We start from the raw sequence: 17,553 nt of genomic DNA on the forward strand, positions 1-17,553 counted from the left end.
GCGTCAATGCAAAGGACAATCCGATGTCCCAAGAAGGGTCGAGTCCCTCGGGATCGGACGCCGACCGCCGGCCGCAGGCGTACGCGCTGGGGGCTCCGCCGGCCTGAGAGCGTCGGCGGACCGGGATGGTACGCTCCGCCGGCTCCCGGCGGGCCTGGTCACGCCATGAGAATCGCGCACGTGCTCCACCTCGCGACCTCCACCCCGATCGTAGCGCTCGAACGGGACGGAGCGCTCTACGACGTCGCGGAGCTGGAGCGCGACTTCGGGACGAGGCTCGCGGACATCCGCGGCGTATCGGACTTTCACACGCGCGTGGTGGCGCTCCGTTGCGCCGGCCTTCACGCGCTGGATGATCGGCTGCTCAGCGGAGATCGTCCCGCGTCGGCGCATCTGCACCCAGCCACGATCTTGTGGTTGCCTCCCTGCGCCACCGACCGCGCGGCGTACATCCAGCTCGGCCCCTACGCGCCCGGCGCCGAGCGCCCCTGGTACCGGTTCGGCAACAGCCGCGCGCTGCTTGGACATGCTGCCGAGATCCCCTTCCCCCCGCTCGAGGACAGGCCCGACTACGAGCTGAACCTCGCGGTGGTCCTCGGCGACGATCTGCGGCGCGCCACCCCGGAGGAGGTGGAGCGCGCGATCGCTGGCTACACCGTGCTGAACGACTGGACCGCGCGCGGCCTGGAGGCGCGGTCGCTGGTGCGCGGGCTCCCCCCGTCGGAGGCGAAGGACTTTGCAACGCAGCTCGGCCCGGTGCTCGTCACGCCCGACGAGCTCAGCTCGGTCGAGGCGCTGCGGACCCAGGTCCGCGTCGACGCCGAGGCGCGTTCCTGTTCGCGCGTTGGCGAGTGGACCTTCTCGCTGGCGGAGTCCGTCGCGTACATCAGCAACCACGTCGAGCTGCGCGCGGGCGACGTGATCGGCGCGGGCCGCGTCCTCGGTGGGAGCGCTGATCAGCGCGTACCGTACGGCGCCAGCGTCGAGCTGATGATCGAGCGCATCGGACGGATGACCGGCAAGCCCGTCTGCGGCCCCGCGCTGTTGCCCTGGCGCCGCCGGTGAGCCGGCGTCGGCGCCTCACCGCGCGGTTCTCGGTTCTCGGTTCTCGGTTCTCGGTTCTCGGTTCTCGGTTCTCGGTAGCTCAGAACGTGCCGACGACGCCGATGCCCATGCCGGTCGCGGTGATCACCGGGGCCGGCCGCACCGTCAGCGCCGCAGGGGTCGAAGGCTGCGCCGAGCGCGCCTCCGTGGTCATGAAGATCCCTTCGCCGACGAGGCCCAGACCGGCGAGCTGCGCGAGCCCACCGATGGCGGTGAGCGCCCCGCGAACGTACAGCGTCGCTCCGCAGTCCGGATCGTCCGCGGCGCAGCCGTTCTTGGCGAGCGCGAGCCATGGGCCGGCGATCGGGATCTTCAGCTCGCTCGCCCCGGGGACCTCTGGCCATGACGATGCGGCGAGGAACGCGGCGCCGTAGGCGAGCGCCGTCACGGCCACCCCGCCGACGATGACCTTCACGCGTGTCGAGGACGGCGGGTACCGCGGAGGCGCCGCCGGCTCCTCCGCGCCGGCGGAGGCAGCGGCCAACCCCAGCGCGGCGACGACGGCGATCGAGGCGAACTTCATGGCGTCTTCGTTCCGGAGGCTCCCGCGCCCGACTTCTTGGACGGCAGCTTCACGGTGTACGGGACCTCGAGCGGATCACCCTCGAACGGCAGCACGATCTCTCCGACGAAGGCGCGCTTCACGCAGGATTCGGCGGGCGTCCCTGCGAAGGGCGGCCCGACCAGCACGTCGGTCACGCGTCCCTTCTGGCCGTCGAACACGACCTTGACCTCTCCCTCGCCCGTCGGCGCGTTGGACACGACCTCGGCGCAGTTCGCCGCCTTGTCCCCTCCGCGTCGCAGGGCGATCTCCATCTGCTTCTTCTGATCGGGGTTGAGCCCGCCCCCGCTGTCCGCCGACGCGCCCGCCTCGGCGCCGGAGCTCCCCGCCTCGGCGCCCGAGCTCCCCGTCTCGGCGGGCGCGGCAACATCGGACGGTGCCTGATCGAAGTTGTAGTCTTCCCCTGCCTGCTTGGGCTTGGCGCCGGAGCATGCTGCAGCCGCGAGGATGAGGAGCGGCAAGAGCGCGCGGGTCGAATGCTGCTGGGACACGGTGTCCTCCCTTCGAACAGAGCGTGAAGGAGCGTCTGCGCGCACCCTAGCAAGCTCTCCTTTCCGAGGACAACCCCGAGCGCACACGCGCGCACCGATGAGCGACGCCGGGCTACGACGACCGGTCGACCGGAGGAGGCGTCCGCGGTGGAGGCGGTGTAGAGGCGGAGACGCCTCATGCCTCGACATCCCCGCCGTACAGTCTCCGCGGTCGCGCTCGTGCTCTCGTCGCTCCTCGCCCGCCCCGGCGGCTCCCAGCCGCTCGACAGCGGCGCCGCTCCCGCTGATCGCTCGACCCCCACAGCGAGGCCGACCCAGGGAGCCCCAGTCTCGCCGAGCGCGCCCCCAGCGCGCCTCGCGTCGCACGGACCTCGAAAAATCGACCCTGAGCGCGCTCGAGCGCAGGTCGAGACGCTCGTTACCGACGTGCGCCGCCTGGGGGGACGGGTCGGCGTGCTCGCCCTCGACGTCGCCAGCGGCGCGACGCTCGCGGCCTTCGATCAGCGCGGCCTGTACAACCCCGCATCCAACGCGAAGCTCTTCACGGCGGCCGCCGCGCTTCGCCTGCTCGGGCCGAGCTACCGCTACCTGACCGGCCTCTACGGGGATGCGTCGAACGGGACCGTCGCCGAGCTCGTGCTCCGGGGTTCGGGCGATCCCTCCCTCAGGACGCGTGATCTCTGGGAGATGGCGCGCGCTCTGAGGGCGTCCGGCGTCCGGAAGGTCGCGGCGATCGCGATCGACCAGGGCTACTTTGACACGCGCTACGTGCCTCCGGCCTTCGAACAGCAGCCGGAGGAGTGGGCGGCCTTCCGCGCCCCGGTCGCGGCAGCCTCGCTGAACGCGAACGCCTTGCTCTTCACGGTGCGCCCATCGAAGGCAGGGCAGGCTGCCTCCGTCGCCATCGATCCCCCGGGCTTCACGGTGCTCCAGGGCACGGTGACCACCGCGAAGCGCGGCACACCAGAGAAGCTCGGGGTCCGGCTCGAGCCGAACGGCCAGCGCCTCGTCGCGCACCTCAGCGGGCACATCCCGGAGGGCGGCCGCGCGGTGAGCCTGGCGAGGCGCGTCGACGATCCCCGCCTGGTCGTAGCGTACGCGCTCAAGGAGATGCTGCTGGAGGTGGGCGTCGACGTCTCCGGCGAGGTGCGGCTCGGCGGTGAGCGCCAGAAGCGGCTCCTCGTGGCTCACCGCTCGGCGCCGCTCGGCGAGCTCCTCTCCGCCCTCGGGAAGGACAGCGACAACTTCTACGCGGAGACGATCTTCAAGACGCTCGCCGCAGAGAAGCGCGGGCGCCCCGGCACAGCCGAGGGCGCCGCGGAGGTGGTCGGCGAGACCCTCACGGAGCTCGATGCGTTCGGACAAGACGTCGTCTTGAGGAACGGCTCGGGCTTGTTCGACGCCGCTCGCGCATCGCCGGAGGCCATCGTCCGGCTGCTGCGCGCCGCGCTCCTCGATCCCGCGCTCGGCGCAGATTTCACCGCGCAGCTCGCCATCGGCGGCGTCGACGGCACCTTGCGCAGCCGCTTCCGCGGGTGGTCGAAGGAGCGCGCCATCCGCGCCAAGACGGGGACGCTCGCCTCGGTTGTGGCCTTGTCTGGCTACATCCTCGCGCCCCCTGGTCGTTCCCCGATCGCCTTCGCCGTGCTCGCCTCCGACGTCCCAGGGAAGATCGACCCCGCACGAAGGGCCATCGACCACTTCGTCGAGTCGCTCACCGACGAGCTCTGGAAGGACGCACGCACGCCGTGAGAGCGCGGGTTGTCTCGTGTCGGCCCGCTGGGCCGCGGTGAGCTCCGGCCCCCGCTCACCTCTGCGCGCCCCCACGCAGCCGCGTGTTCGGGCGGCTCACGCAAAGCGGCCGCGCAGCATGACGCCGCGCGGCCGCTTCACCGACTCGTGCTGAGCTCGTCGCTCAGTAGTCGCGCATCTGCTTGCGGATCTTCCCGAGCGCCTGCTCCTGGAGCTGACGGATGCGCTCGCGCGACAGGTTGTACTTGTCGCCGATCTCCTTGAGCGTGAGCTCGTCCTCGTCGTCGAGGCCGAAGCGCCAGCGGATGATCCGCGACTCGATCGGCGTGAGCGTGGTCAGGAGACGCCGGACCTCGTCGCTCCACTTCCTGTTGGCCAGGTGATCGAACGGCGACAGCGCGTTCTCCTCCTGGAGGAAGTCGATGAACTTGCGTCCATCCTCGTCACCGACCGGACGATCGAGCGAGAAGGGCGTCTCCGCGTAGAAGTCCTTCACCTTGTCGAGCTTCTCGCGCGGAACCCCCGTCTCCTTCTCGAGCTCCTCGATGGTCGGCTCATGCCCCGTGCGCGCGATGATCGCCTGCGTCGCCCGCGCCACGCGGTTGTACGTATCGAGCATGTGGACCGGGATGCGGACCGCGCGGCCCTTGTCGGCCAAGGCGCGGCTGATCGCGTGCCTGATCCACCACGATGCGTACGTCGAGAAGCGGTAGCCACGGCTGTGGTCGAAGCGCTCCACCGCCTTCATCAGGCCGATGTTGCCTTCCTGGATCAGATCGATGAGCGGCAGGCGCCCGCGGTTGTAGCGCCGCGCGATCGACACGACGAGCCGCAGGTTGGCCTTCACGAAGCGGTTCTTCGCGTCGTGCTGCGCCTGGAAGGATCGCTCGACCCGATCGAGGTAACGGCGGTAGGAGCCAGACATCGGGAGCCTCGGCCGCGCGGGGCGGGTCTCCTCGGGATCGCTCACGTCGTCCTCGAAGTCCGGCTCGCGCACGAGATCGCGCGCGATGGTGAAGGCACGCGCCATCCAGAGGCGATCCGAGTCAGGCAGGCGGACAGCCGCAGCGAGCTCCTCGGAGAGCTGGGTCCACGGCTTCTCCTGCTCGGCGAGCAGCTTTCCCTTCTGCTTCTTCGCCAGGCGAACGAGCTTCTGCATCTCCGCGATCTGCGGAGCCTTCACCTCGTCCTCACCCGCCTTGGCGACATCCTCCTCGAGCGCGGTGAGGATGTACTCGGCCGCAGGCAGGTAGGAGAGGAGAGCCACCCAGTGCTCCACCTCCGTGCGCTCGACCGCCCGCGCGGTGTCGAGCTCCTCGTCCGGCCCCATGACAGGGTGGAGCGCCATGTCGCGGAAATAGCGGGCGAGCATCGAGTCGCCGCCCCCGTCCTCGACATCCTTCAGCTCCCGATCCTGGTTCCTCGCGCGCTCGGGCTGAGGCAGCCGATCGAGCGGCCCAAGGTCCAGATCGATGAAGTCGGGCGCCCGCTCCTCATCGAGGATCTCGGCCGGGCGGGGTCGCACAGCCGTCTCCTCCGTCTGGTCGTCTTCCAGAAGGCCGAGCGCTGCGATTTCCGGCGTGGCCGTCCCACCCTGAGCGAGCGGGTCGCCCTTCACTACAGTGGCGTTGCTCTTGGTCGACCTCATGGCGGCTCCCTCCACGGTGGTAGCTCCTTGAAAGTGCGAGCGCGGCGACTGGTTGTCCCCGAAATCTTCGACCTCGGAGACCTCCAACTCGGTGGTCTGCGATGCCTCCCGCCGGGGAGCCGATGCGGTCTCGGCCCCCTGCGAGCTCTTGGATGCCGCGAGCCGCGCAGAGGCACCTACAGCAGAGGACTTGGCGTTTCTCCGCGCAGTTTCTGGACGGCGGGCGGTCGACGTGCTCATCTTGGTCTTTGTGTCGGCGTTCACTTCTAAACGGCTGACCTTGCGAGATTGAAATGTCTCGCCACCTTTTGGCGGCAGGCGAGACGATTTCGTGCCAAACAGAGGGGAGGAGCTGACCGAAGGAGCCCCTGTTGAAACTGGCAACCGCTGGTGCTTTCTTTTGATTCCGGTCGAACTCTTCTCACCTGAGGCAGGTCTGCTCTTGCAGAATGATGCTCCTGCGCCACTCCCCGGTAGCAGCCCAGCTCCAGAAGCAAAAACAGTGCCTTTTTTAGCGTGCGTTCCCGCTTCTCCTGTTTGAGAGCTCGGCCGGGGTGCGCTATGTAGAGCGGAAGGCGCTGTCCATGTCCTGTCGAGCGAGGCGTTTCGCTGCGACCGAGCCGAACTGCATGGCTGGGTACGCTTTCGGGGACGCAACAACATCGGCAACCTGTTCTCCTTGGGGACACCTCGAGCTCGCCAGCGTTACGCGGTTCGGTGGATCCGCCCTCACGGCCCAGGCAAGGGAATTTCGCTGTCTTTTCCAGCGTGTAGGAACCCGCGCCTAGCCGCTGAGGTCGTCCTCTCAGTGAGCTTCGATGTTTCCTGAACCTGGGCCTCCCGATGGCAATGTCGAGCCCTCACCCGACGGACGAAGGCGGAGAAGGTTATTTTTCGCGACAGACCGCCTGGAAAGTTAGAAATTCCGGCCAATTGTTTAGCTTCAACGGAATTTATCGCTAGGTCTGTCCCCGGGGAGGGGACCTGGAGCACGCCTTAGGTCGATCAACCCTCGGCTGGGGATGCGGAGCTCCTTGTAGAAACAACGAACGGTCGGCCAGTCGCCAACGGACGAGCTGGGTCGGATTTTACCCTGATCGCGCGATCATAGGGTGCCATCGGTGGTGCATAGCAGGTGCGCACGAAATGCACGCTGCGCATTTGCTCGGTGCCTAATTGCCTCACACCGCTGACGCTGATCAGCGTCAGCGACGTCAGCCGCACGTCCCCGCCCGAGGGATGCACCCGAACGCTACGTCTGCGATGCAACCCAAGGGATTGTTCGCAGCGGAAGCGATTCAAATATATGAAATACTAGGACAATCGGGAACTGCCGAGGAAAGGGAAGCGACCTTGGCCAATTCCGACTGTTCCGCATCGGGGTGGTCGAGCGGCGGGCTCAAGACCACCCCGCGGGGCCATCACTTCGCCGCTGCGGGCGAAGCGAGCTTCGCCACAGCGCCGAACGACGCAGGATCGTGGATCGCGATCTCCGAGAGGATCTTCCGATCCAGGGCGATGCCTGCCTTCTTGAGCCCGCTGACGAGGCGGGAGTACGTCGTACCGTTGAGACGCGCGGCGGCGTTGATCCTGGTGATCCAGAGGCGACGGAAATCCCGCTTCTTGAGCTTACGGCTGATGTAGCCGTACTCCCAGGCGTGACGGAGCACCTCGACCGCCTGGCGGAAGCGGTTCTTCCGGCCGAGGAAGTAGCCCTCGGTCTGGTTGAGGACACGGTTGCGACGGCGACGGGCCTTGAAGCCTCTCTTTACACGCGGCATCGGTAATTTACCTCACTGCTCCAGGGTCAGCCGTAGGGAAGAAGCAGCTTGACGCGCTTCTCCATCGCCGAATCGACCATGTCGTTCTTGCGGAGACGACGCAGACGCTTCTTGCTCTTCTCCTGCATGCAGTGGTTGAGCCCGCCCTTGCTGCGGCGAATGCGGCCGGAGCCGGTCACCTTGAAGCGCTTGGCCGCGGCGCGGTTGGTCTTCATCTTCGGCATGATGCCCTCGATCCGAATGCCTATCGCTCCCGGCGGCCACCGCTCCGAACCACCGGAGAGGCTGTTCTGCGCCGCAGGGATGCGTAGAGGGGGCGCTTTATGGCGATCCGGCGTGGGGTTGTCAAGTGTCCAGGCAGCGGCTAGGGGTCGGTCGGCGCCCCGAAGGGCCGGGGTCCGGGCGTCGCTCCGTCGCTCACTCGCTCACTTTCCGAACACCACCCGCTGACCGAAGACGCGGTCCGCCGTCTCGCAGAACGTTCGGAAGGCCATGTACTCGGACGGCTTGATCCGGGACTTCGTGAGGGAGATCTGACTGCGGACGACGATCTTCCCCGCGGACTGCTCGACCGAGAGCGAGAACTTGCCGAAGGGGGTGTCCACGTCCTGGGGCAGCGGCGCCCTGGTGACACGCCACCCGGCAGGGATCCGGATGGTCCATTCGTCCCGGCGCGTGGTGAGCGCGGGGATGATCACGTCGCGGGTGCGCGTCGACAGGGAGGCGAACTCGGTGGCGAGACGCTGCGTGGGGACAGCCGGGACCGACAGGCTGTCGCCCTCCCTTCGAGCGAGCGCGACGGCTCTTCCTCGAGCCCGCAGCTTCGCCGGCTGCTCGATGTCCTCGAGATCGTTCACCTCGACCCCGGCCTTCCCAGGGGCCAGCTCGACCGCGCCGAAATCCGTGGCGAGGTCACGAGCTGCTCGGTCGCGGCGCGTCCCCTCCGCCATGTAGCGGGTCCGCCACTCCGGCGCGGACGCACCGGCCACCTGGATGTCGACCCCGAGCTGAGCTGATCCGTCAGCGCCGACCGCGATGTCGACGGTCCGGTGCACGACCGAGGCCTCGGGAGCAGGCTCCGGGAGGCGAACGAGCTTCGGCTTGCCCTCGTTGATCTGAAGCGCCATCGCTCCGCGATCCATGATCGGAAGCTCCGTCGAGCCCGAGTGCTCCGCCGTTCCATCGAGGTAAAGGTCGAGCGACGGCACGTAGGCGATCGCGTGGTCGAACGGAGCAAGGCTCGCGGGCTCCGGCCCGATGTCGCCTCGCATGCGGGTGCGCACGAGCACGATCGTCGCTGGGATGCCGATCTCGCGGAGCATCGTGACGATCAGCGTCGCCTTGTCCTTGCAGTCACCCCACCCACGCGCGAGCGTCTGCGCACACCTCCTCGGGCGAATCCCCTCGATGCCGAACTCGAGCGCCACGTAGCGCGTCTCGGTCGCGTACTTGTAAATCGCGCGGACCTTGCTCCGATCGTCGGCAAGGTTCTTCGTGATCTCGCGCACCCGCTTGCGCACCTCATCATCGACATCGAACTGCTCACGCGCGAGGCCCCAGTACCAGGAGCCGACCTCGTCCCAGGTCCTGAAGGTCGAGACGTGGACGTGCGCGAGGATCTCGGACCACGCGGGCATCGCCGGCTCGGGCGCCACCGGCGGCACCGAGGCGGCAGAGAAGCGGAAGATGCGCCGCTCGCCGTCCTCCTTGGTCTCGCGCACGAGGCCAGGGAGGTCGGACGCGAAGAGGTGGAACTGCCTCGTCTTCGGGGTGATCAGCACGTACTCGCTGCTGGCGATCGGCTCATCCCCCTGGAGGAACTCGATCTCGCCGAAGTGATCGGCGATCTCGTTGCGAGGGCTGACGTCATCGACGCGGTAGCGCAGCTCGACAACGTCGCCGGCGTTGAGCCGCGGGAAGCTGACGTAGAACGTGCGCGCCGATGTGTACATCGCGAGCGCCGGGTTGTTCGCCCCCGATTCCCCGCTCTCGATCGCCCCGTCGACCTTGCCGTCTGCTCGGTAGACCTTCGCGGCACGGAGGCTCACGGTCTGGCGATCGGCCTGGTACTCGAACGCGTACTGCCGGGCGCTCGCCGCAGCCTCGTCCGTCAGGGGCTGGAAGACGACCTGCCGGAACCGGCTCGCCAGGCCGTTCGGGAAGACGGTGGTGACCGTCAGGTTGCGCAGGGTGCGCTTGGGGTACTGCCGGTCGGCGTTGCGCCGCATCGGGAGGAAGCGGTCGGGCGCCCAGGCGTACGCCTCGTCGGCGCGCGGCTTCGGCGGCTCGATGTGCTCGATGTACTCGCGCACGTCCTTCGCCTGAGGGCTGATCGCCAGGATCTGCTGCAGCATCTCGAGCTGCGCTTCTCGGTTCCCCTCCTCGCCGTAGAGGTCCGAGAGAGCGCGCAGCGTTCCGATGTCTTCGGGCGCCATGGCGAGCGCGCGCTGATGGGCCGCGAGGGCGCGGTCGCCCTGGCCGAGCGCGCGGTACGTGCGCGCCGCGACCGTGCGAGCCCAGACGGAGTCAGGCTCGCTGCGGAGGAAGCGCTCGATCCAGCGCTCCGCGCCGGCAGGGTCGCGGCGCGCCACCGCGAGCTCGACCTGCTGGTGAAGGAAGCTCGAGTCGTCGAACCGCAGCGCGGCGTAGCGCGCCTCCATCTCGGCGGCCTCCGTGTCGCGCCCGAGCGCGCGCAGCTGCGCCGCCGAGGCGCGGAGGAGCGAGACGCTGCTCGGCTGGCGCGCGAGCGCCCGCTCCAGCGTGGCGAGCGCGGTGCGCTTCAGCCCAGCCTCCACGTAGAGGTCCACGAGCCCGAGGACGGCCGCGACATGATCGGGATCGGAGGCCAGGATGCGCTCGTAGAGCGGAGCCGCCTCGCGCCAGTTCGGGCTCGTCTGCGCGAGCCGAGCCTGCGAGAGCAGGACGTCGGTGTCCTCACGACCGCCCGCGAGCGCGGCGGCGCGCTCGATCCAAGCGCGCTGCTGGTTCCTGTCCTCGGAGAGCTGACCCGCGAGCAGGTAGCGACGCACGCTCGGCGCGGCCTCGGCGGAGCGCCGCGCGAGATCGCGCGCTCTGTGCTCCCCCTCGGCGTCGCCGCCGGTGAGCATGAGGTACCGCGCGAACGCCTCCAGCACGGCGGGCGAAGGCCGAGCGGCGCTCGCGGCTCGCTCGAACGCCTGCATCGGCCCCTCGATGGCAGCCGCGCGCGCGGCGAGCTTCGCGCCGGAGGTTGGGCCCTCGGCCCGCGCCCCGCCCGCGCGCCTCGCGTCAGCGGCTTCCCCCTGAGGCGCCGTGACCTGGGTTGCGATGTCCGAGGTCACATCCAGATCGAGATCCGGCGCCCCCTTCTCGTTGCCGATGCGCAGCGCGAACTTGGGCGCCGACGCACCTCCGCAGACCTTGATCGTCAAGCGGTTGTAGCCGGGCCGCAGCGTCACCGGCGCGGCGAACCGATCGATGTCGAGCTCGCGGTACCCCGGATCGGCCAGGACCTTCGCGCCGTTCCAGAACAGCTTGAACGCCCCGTCTGCCCCGACCCAGATCGAGATCGGCCGAGGAGCGCGCGTCCCGGCCTTCGCGCGGACGAACGTCGTCGCGTAGCCGCAGACGCTCTCCACCGGACGGATGAAGTCGCCGAAATCAAACCACCCGTACTGCGGCGCCTCGGGGGGCACGCGCCAGCGGACCACGCGCGCCTTGCCGTCGTACGTCCTGCCCGCAGCCACCGGCTGCTCGAGATCCTCCTCGGGCCCGAACGCCCGCTCGAAGCCCCCCTTGTTCTCGTTGTCGAACGGTCCGATCGTCGCCCAGCGGCCGATGAACCCGAGCTTCTGGATCCTCGCGACCGCTCCGTCGAGATCACCTCGACGCCTGCGCGCGTACGCCGAGAGGAGCTCCGCATAGACCTGGGTGGGCGCGCTGGTCGCGCCGGCCTCAGCGATCGACGCGATCGCCTCCTCGACCTGGGTGGGATCCGCGCGGTCCCACGTGCGCCAGAGCTCACGTAACGCGCCGTAGACCTCGGGGCCCCTCGCCGCGCGGACAGCCGCGTGCGTGGAGAGCACCTCAGGGTGAACCGCGCCGAGCTCCGCGCGCGCATCGGCGCCGAGCGACATGGCGCACGCCAGGGCCGCCGTCCCCACGGTGAGCGCGCAGAAGGAGCGCCCCCTCGTCGTCCCCGGGTTGAGCTCGATCTCACGGGGCTCGGCCCGGCTGAGCACGTCACGCATCCGAGGCGCTATCCCGTGGCCGAAGCCATCGGTCAAGCACAAGCCAGGGCTGCAGACGCGTCGGACCGGCCGAGGTCAAGGGGGTGCTGCCCAGGAGCCGGCGGAACGCACGCCGGCAGGAGGGCGTCCCCCAGGCCGCGTTCATCGGGCCGCTTCATGAACTCGCCGCGCCGCGCGCGCCGATCCCGCGAATTTCGTCGATCTTCGGCCGGGTACAGCGCGATGACACGCAGCGCGCCCCACACCAGCGCCCTCGAAGGAGGGCGGAGCGCCGTCCGACCGCATTCAACGAAGAAAATATAAACAATTTTCGATATTTATCATGCAGGCCTTCTGGGCGGCCGGGGCGGACAGGCGCCTGGAAAAGGTCCGGAACCAAGCCTCCCCTGGGGGCAGGGGGGAGCGAGGTCCGTCGGGGTCCGGCAAGGCCCGGCGAGGTTCGGCCGTGCGATCCTCCAACTTCCAGAAAGGGCCGCCTTGCTCCGCCGCACCTGCTTCGGATAGAAACGTCCCAAGATGTACGGGTGCACGGTCGAGGAGCAGCCGCACTGCGCGCAGCGAACCAGCCGTGCAAGCCCCAAGGCAGCGAGCGTCACGCCGCGAACGTGGTACCGGTGGTAAGGCAAGCCCGCGCAGCGGGAAGCCAGTTGGATGACGATGGTCGGGGACCGCACGTGCGGCGCCCGGTGATGACAAGGGCGACAGAGCCCGCAATGCCCAGGGCCCCATCGCGAGAGCGCTGGCGGAGGAACGATGGTCAACCCTCAGATGGTGATGTACGAGGAGGAATTCAATCAGATCCAGAGCGTGGTGGATCGCCTCGTCAAGGACGCCAATGCGAAGGTCGTCTTCATCGTTGACAAGAACGGGCAACTGATCGCCGCGAGCGGAGACGTCGACAACCTCGACACCACGTCGCTCGCCTCGCTGACGGCGGGGAACATCGCCGCCACGGGCGGGATGGCGAAGCTCCTCAAGGAGAACGAGTTCGCCACTCAGTTCCACGAGGGTGAAAAGGCGAACATCCACATCCAGCTGGTCGGGAACCGCGTCATCCTCGTGGTGATCTTCGACTCAAAGTCGAGCCTCGGGTTGGTGAGGCTCCGGGTGCGAAAGGCGAGCGAGGAGCTCAACCACATCTTCGAGGCGCTGCTCAAGAAGGTGCAGGAGCCGGGCGCCGACTCGCCGTTCGCCGAGATCACCGACGAGGACATCGACAACCTCTTCAACGACTAGGAGCGCGGTCGATGAGCTTCATCAATTACATGGCGCGCGAGATCAACTGCAAGATCGTCTATTACGGCCCGGGTCTCTGCGGCAAGACGACGAACCTGCAGTACATCTATGAGCGCACCAACCCGGACGCGAAGGGGAAGATGATCTCCCTCGCGACGGAGACCGACCGGACACTCTTCTTCGACTTCCTCCCGCTCGCGCTGGGCGAGATCCGCGGCTTCAAGACGCGGTTCCACCTGTACACGGTGCCGGGGCAGGTCTTCTACGACGCGAGCCGCAAGCTCATCCTGAAAGGCGTCGACGGCGTGGTCTTCGTGGCAGACTCGCAGCTCGGCCGCATCGAGGCGAACCAGGAGTCGGTGGAGAACCTCCGCACGAACCTGGCCGAGCAGGGCTACTCGCTGGACAAGATCCCGTACGTCATCCAGTACAACAAGCGGGACCTGCCGGAGATCGGCACCGTCGAGGAGCTCCGCTCGCTGCTCAACCCGACGAACGTCCCCGATTTCGAGGGGGTCGCGCGGACCGGCGTCGGGGTGTTCGACACGCTCAAGGCGGTCGCCAAGCTGGTGCTGACCGAGCTGAAGAAGGGCGGCCCCTAGGTTCCAAGGGCCGGCCCCAGAGATTGGATCGAAGAACGCGCAGCGAGCGAGCCCGTGGGCTCGCTCGCGCTCGGCGCAACGATCAGGTGCGCTGGTAGATGCGGTTGCGCCGGTTGCGGTTCTTCGCCTTCAGCTTGGACCGGTGGCGCTTCGACTTGGAGCGCGTGGTCTTCCGAGGACCTTTCGACAGCATGAGGAACATGAACAGGCTCCGTTGAGGCGCCCGGCGCGGAGGCGTCGTGCCGCCGCCGCCGGTGCGAAGGGGCGGCAACGTACGGCATCACAGCCCAAAGTTCAACCGGAGAGCACCTCGACCGGGCGACCGGCAGGTTCCCGCGGCGGATAGGACGGGCCCTGGCACCGGGGCCGAGCTTTTCTGCTATCGGTGTTCTACGACGTGCGGTTCAGGACCCTCCTCTGCCTAGCCGCCGCCTCGGTGACCGCATGCGGCGCGAGCATCAACGCGGTCTACGAGGGGGACGTACGCTTCGAGCACTGCATGGCGCTTGACTCGCTGGCCGACGTCAAGCCGACCCTGCGGCGCGCGTGCTGGGACGAGTGGCTTCAGTTCTGTACGTTCGGCCAGACGCGCGACCGTGTGGAGTACGCCACGCTGCGGGCCAGGCAGCTCAGCCACGCCAGTGATTTCGACGAAGGCGAGTGGACTCCGCCGAGCAGCCGAGCCCCCGCCGTGCCTGAGCCGACCAGCGCGCTCGCTCCACCGCCCAGGCTCCTGACCGCCGACGTGGCCGCGCCGGCGGCAACGGAAGAGGCCCATGCAGACCCAGCCGCGAATGACGGCGGCGCTGCGGCCTCGGCGTCGAACACCGCGGAGGAAGCTGCACCGCCGGGAGCGAAGTGCAGCGCGTCGTGCCAGACGGACTGGAAGGAATGCCAGGACGACTGCAAATCCGCCGCCTGCGAAAAAGGATGCTCCGGCAAGTACACGCGGTGCATGCGTCGCTGCTTCTGATCGACGTCGTCTGCTCCTCGCGCAGATGCCTCACCTTGTCACACCAAGATGGCCTGGAATCTTGACCCGCGATCGAGCGTAGAGCTATCGGCGTACACGATGTCCGCTTCGCACGCGCCCAAAGAGCTCAGCAGCACGACTCCTGATCGCAACGGCACGGCGTCGCCCCTCGAGGGGCTCGGTGCGAGCGCAGGCCCCATGCGGGTGCTGCGGCCACGGCGAGCGGCGCCCGCGGACGCCGTGCGGCCGACCCGCGCCGAGGTGAACCTCGCGCACCTGCGGCACAACCTGCGCGTCCTCGAGCGAGGGCTGACCGGCGCGACGAAGCCGCAGATCTGGGGCGTGCTCAAGGCCGACGCGTACGGCCACGGCGCGCCAGCGGTCGCACGGACGCTCGAGCGCGCAGGGATCCCCGGCCTGTGCGTCGCGTTGCTCGAGGAGGCCATCGAGCTGCGAGACGCCGGCATCCGGCTGCCCATCCTCGTCATGGGCGGCTACTACGGCCCGCGGCGCGACGGGTTCGAGGAGATCATCGCGCGCGATCTCGTGCCCGTCGTCTACGACGCTGGCCAGATCGAGCGCCTCGCGAGCGTGGTGCGGCTCGAGCAGCGCGGTCGCGTGGGCGTCCACCTCAAGGTCGACACCGGCATGGGACGGCTCGGGGCCGCGAGCTCGGAGATCGAGGCGGTGCTGGCGACGCTGGCCAAGCACCCGGAGGTGAAGCTCGACGGGCTCATGACCCACCTCGCCTGCGCGGACGCCGACGATCTCGGCGTGACGATCGAGCAGATGCGCCTCTTCGGGGAGATCGAGCAGCGAGCGAAGAGCTTCGGCCTCACGCCGCGGGTGCGGCACGCCTCGAACAGCGCGGCGATGCTGCGACTCCCTGCGGCGCTGCTCGACATCGTCCGTCCGGGGGTCGCGCTCTTCGGAATATCGCCGTGCGCGGGGCTCGCGCCCGACCTCAAGCCGGTCATCCGGGTGCGCAGCGAGATCGTCGCGCTGCGCACGATCGCGAAGGGCGACAGGATCGGCTACGGCCACACCTGGCAAGCTTCCCGGGAGAGCGTCGTGGCCACCGTGCCGATGGGGTACGCCGACGGCCTGAGCCGCCAGCTCTCGAACCGCGGGGCCGCCCTCGTGCGCGGTCAACGCGCGCCGATCGCGGGCGCCGTGTCGATGGATCTCACGATGCTCGACGTGACGGATGTACCGGGAGCACGCCTGGGGGATGAGGTGGTGTTCCTCGGAACGCAGGACGGGCCGCTCGGGCGCGGCACGATCAGCGCTGAAGAGATCGCGGGGCTCACGGGGACGATCGCCTGGGAGGTGCTGACCAGCATCTCGCGCCGCGTGCCCAGGTTCTACCGCGAGCCCTGAGCGCGCGCGGCGGCGCCAGCGCTGCCGGCGCGAACGGGCGTGATACGCTGCTCGCCATGAAGACGGCCGTGAAGCAGCGAGCCGGCGCCTGCGGCATGCTCCTCTGCGTCGGATCCGCGCTCGCGCTCGGCGGCGCGGCGATGACCGCATGCGAGGACGAGGTCACGAAGCAGCGCCCGCGCAGCGGCACCGGTCAGGAGGCGCAGGAGCCGGAGGAGGGGTTCGATCCGGACACCGAAGACCCGAGCGGACCACCGGCCGCGGATGCGGGAGGGCTCTGCGGCAACCGGATCCACCAGGTCGAGATCGCCGAAGCGCCGAACATCTACTTCGTCCTCGATGCGTCGGGCAGCATGCTCAGCCCCGCGTCCTCGAGCTCGAACGCGACCCGATACGACCGGGTCCATGACGCCGCGGTCGACCTCGTGCGCAACCTGGGCCCGCTGATCAACGTCGGCGCCGCCGTGTTCCCCCTGGACGCGACCGACGAGGCGCCGTGCAGGCCGGGCGGCGAGGTCTTCGCTGTCACGCCGGGGGCTCCCTTCGCAGAGGGACAGGTGGGCTCGACGACGACATCGCGGTTCCGCGCGGCGACGCGGGCCGCGCCCCTCGGCGGCACGCCTACCGCGGCGACCCTCGCAGCGCTGACACCGAAGCTCGTCGAGCTCCCCGGCAAGACCATCGTCGTGCTCGCGACCGACGGCGGCCCGAACTGCAACAGCTCGGCGAGCTGCGAGGCCGACGGGTGCATCGCCAACATCGAACAGCAGTGCCCCGACCCCGACGAGAACTGCTGCTCGCCCTTGGGCCTCTCGGGCCCCGAAGGGTGCCTCGATCGCGACGATACGGTCGCCGCGATCGAGCGGCTCGCGGCGAGCGGGATCGAGGTCTACGTCGTCGGCATCCCGGGGAGCGAGTTCTACGGCGATGTCCTCGACCAGATGGCGCTCGCCGGCGGCGCGGCGCAGTTCGTGAGCCCGTTCTACTTCAAGGTGGACAACCTCGACACGCTGGGGAACGTCCTCTCGAAGATCGCCAGCATCGTCGTCTCCTGCGAGTTCGACCTGGTCGACCCGCCTCCCGAGGCGGGACAGACGAACGTCTACCTGGACGACGAGCTGGTCGCCTACGACCCGGAGAACGGCTGGCGCTGGAGGTCGCCCGCTGTCGTCGAGCTCCTCGGGGAAGCCTGCACGAAGCTCAAGAGCGGGCGGGTGGAGCAAGTCCAGATCGTCTCCGGCTGTCCCACGGAGGTGGCGAGGTGAAGCGCGACGCGACGAGGCCCTCGGCCTCGCTGAGCCAGCTGACGGCCGACGCCGCGGACGACGCTGCGCTCGACGAGATCGACGCCGTCGCGTCCGCGGCCTTCGACGTGCCGCAATTCTCCGCGCGAGAAGAGCTGCGCCGCCCCTGGACGCGTTGCTGGATCGCGCGCGAAGAGCGGCGCGCGCTCGCCTTCCTCATCGCGTGGCACGTCGCCGACGAGCTCCACGTGCTGAACGTGGCCACCTGCCCGGCCGCGCGGCGGCGCGGGCTCGCGACGGCGTTGATGAATCGATCGCTCGAGTATGCGCAGCAGCAGCAAGTGCGGCTGATCCTGCTCGAGGTGCGCCGCTCGAACCGGGCGGCGATCCGGCTCTACCGGAAGCTCGGCTTCACCGCGATGGGGGTGCGCCCTCGGTACTACAGCGACAACGGCGAGGATGCGATCGAGATGGTGCTCACGCTCGATCCAGCGACCGGCGCGGTGCAACCAGGCCGCGACGAGATCCGCATCGAGATCTGAACCGCGCCG

At 68.8% G+C, this 17,553-nt stretch carries 14 protein-coding genes; 8 read left to right on the forward strand and 6 right to left on the reverse strand.

Annotation, left to right across the window (positions count from 1 at the left end; translation table 11 throughout):
• The first annotated feature begins 165 nt into the window (after positions 1 to 165).
• The gene (locus WMF44_RS38555) at positions 166 to 1,065 is read left to right on the forward strand and encodes a fumarylacetoacetate hydrolase family protein (RefSeq protein ID WP_437295040.1); all 900 of its coding nucleotides are present in this window, start codon (positions 166 to 168) and stop codon (positions 1,063 to 1,065) included.
• 79 nt (positions 1,066 to 1,144) lie between these two features.
• On the opposite strand, the gene WMF44_RS38560 is transcribed toward WMF44_RS38555, so the two are convergent.
• Both WMF44_RS38560 and WMF44_RS38565 read right to left on the reverse strand, forming a co-directional pair.
• Positions 1,145 to 1,627, reverse strand: a complete 483-nt coding sequence (locus WMF44_RS38560) for a hypothetical protein (protein WP_437295041.1) — start codon at positions 1,625 to 1,627, stop codon at positions 1,145 to 1,147.
• Positions 1,624 to 2,157 (reverse strand): hypothetical protein, encoded by a 534-nt coding sequence (locus WMF44_RS38565; protein ID WP_437295042.1) that lies wholly within the window; start codon positions 2,155 to 2,157, stop codon positions 1,624 to 1,626. Before WMF44_RS38565 ends, WMF44_RS38560 begins: the two co-directional genes overlap by 4 nt.
• A gap of 177 nt (positions 2,158 to 2,334) precedes the next feature.
• On the opposite strand from WMF44_RS38565, the gene dacB reads away from it, so the two are divergent.
• Positions 2,335 to 3,909: a D-alanyl-D-alanine carboxypeptidase/D-alanyl-D-alanine endopeptidase gene (dacB, locus tag WMF44_RS38570; protein ID WP_437295043.1), complete on the forward strand. Its 1,575-nt coding sequence runs from the start codon at positions 2,335 to 2,337 to the stop codon at positions 3,907 to 3,909.
• Positions 3,910 to 4,072: 163 nt separating this feature from the next.
• Here the strand turns inward: dacB and WMF44_RS38575 are convergent, their stop codons facing one another.
• The 4 genes from WMF44_RS38575 to WMF44_RS38590 all read right to left on the reverse strand — a co-directional run bounded on the left by WMF44_RS38575 (position 4,073) and on the right by WMF44_RS38590 (position 11,567).
• On the reverse strand, positions 4,073 to 5,557 hold the full coding sequence (locus WMF44_RS38575) for a sigma-70 family RNA polymerase sigma factor (protein WP_437295044.1): 1,485 nt from the start codon (positions 5,555 to 5,557) through the stop codon (positions 4,073 to 4,075).
• 1,421 nt (positions 5,558 to 6,978) lie between these two features.
• The gene (gene rplT / locus WMF44_RS38580) at positions 6,979 to 7,338 is read right to left on the reverse strand and encodes a 50S ribosomal protein L20 (protein WP_012239853.1); all 360 of its coding nucleotides are present in this window, start codon (positions 7,336 to 7,338) and stop codon (positions 6,979 to 6,981) included.
• 26 nt (positions 7,339 to 7,364) lie between these two features.
• On the reverse strand, positions 7,365 to 7,562 hold the full coding sequence (rpmI, locus tag WMF44_RS38585; RefSeq protein WP_012239854.1) for a 50S ribosomal protein L35: 198 nt from the start codon (positions 7,560 to 7,562) through the stop codon (positions 7,365 to 7,367).
• 201 nt (positions 7,563 to 7,763) lie between these two features.
• Positions 7,764 to 11,567: a DUF3857 domain-containing protein gene (locus WMF44_RS38590; RefSeq protein ID WP_437295045.1), complete on the reverse strand. Its 3,804-nt coding sequence runs from the start codon at positions 11,565 to 11,567 to the stop codon at positions 7,764 to 7,766.
• Positions 11,568 to 12,320: 753 nt separating this feature from the next.
• Between WMF44_RS38590 and WMF44_RS38595 the strand changes: the two genes are divergently transcribed.
• From WMF44_RS38595 to rimI, 6 genes are all read left to right on the forward strand, one after another.
• Positions 12,321 to 12,803 (forward strand): roadblock/LC7 domain-containing protein, encoded by a 483-nt coding sequence (locus WMF44_RS38595; protein ID WP_012239856.1) that lies wholly within the window; start codon positions 12,321 to 12,323, stop codon positions 12,801 to 12,803.
• An 11-nt stretch (positions 12,804 to 12,814) separates the two neighbouring features.
• Positions 12,815 to 13,405, forward strand: a complete 591-nt coding sequence (locus WMF44_RS38600) for a GTP-binding protein (RefSeq protein ID WP_012239857.1) — start codon at positions 12,815 to 12,817, stop codon at positions 13,403 to 13,405.
• A gap of 385 nt (positions 13,406 to 13,790) precedes the next feature.
• Positions 13,791 to 14,378 carry a hypothetical protein gene (locus WMF44_RS38605; protein WP_437295046.1) on the forward strand — a complete coding sequence of 196 codons (588 nt, stop codon included), beginning with the start codon at positions 13,791 to 13,793 and terminating at the stop codon, positions 14,376 to 14,378.
• Between the two features lie 99 nt (positions 14,379 to 14,477).
• Positions 14,478 to 15,758, forward strand: a complete 1,281-nt coding sequence (alr, locus tag WMF44_RS38610; protein WP_231864449.1) for an alanine racemase — start codon at positions 14,478 to 14,480, stop codon at positions 15,756 to 15,758.
• 56 nt (positions 15,759 to 15,814) lie between these two features.
• The gene (locus WMF44_RS38615; RefSeq protein WP_437295047.1) at positions 15,815 to 17,023 is read left to right on the forward strand and encodes a vWA domain-containing protein; all 1,209 of its coding nucleotides are present in this window, start codon (positions 15,815 to 15,817) and stop codon (positions 17,021 to 17,023) included.
• Complete coding sequence (gene rimI, locus WMF44_RS38620) at positions 17,020 to 17,544, forward strand: ribosomal protein S18-alanine N-acetyltransferase (RefSeq protein WP_437295048.1); 525 nt, start codon at positions 17,020 to 17,022, stop codon at positions 17,542 to 17,544. Before WMF44_RS38615 ends, rimI begins: the two co-directional genes overlap by 4 nt.
• Positions 17,545 to 17,553: the final 9 nt, after the last annotated feature.

Origin of the sequence: Sorangium sp. So ce426, assembly GCF_051475585.1 — a bacterium.
GTDB classification, from domain to species: Bacteria; Myxococcota_A; Polyangia; order Polyangiales; family Polyangiaceae; genus Sorangium; species Sorangium cellulosum_B.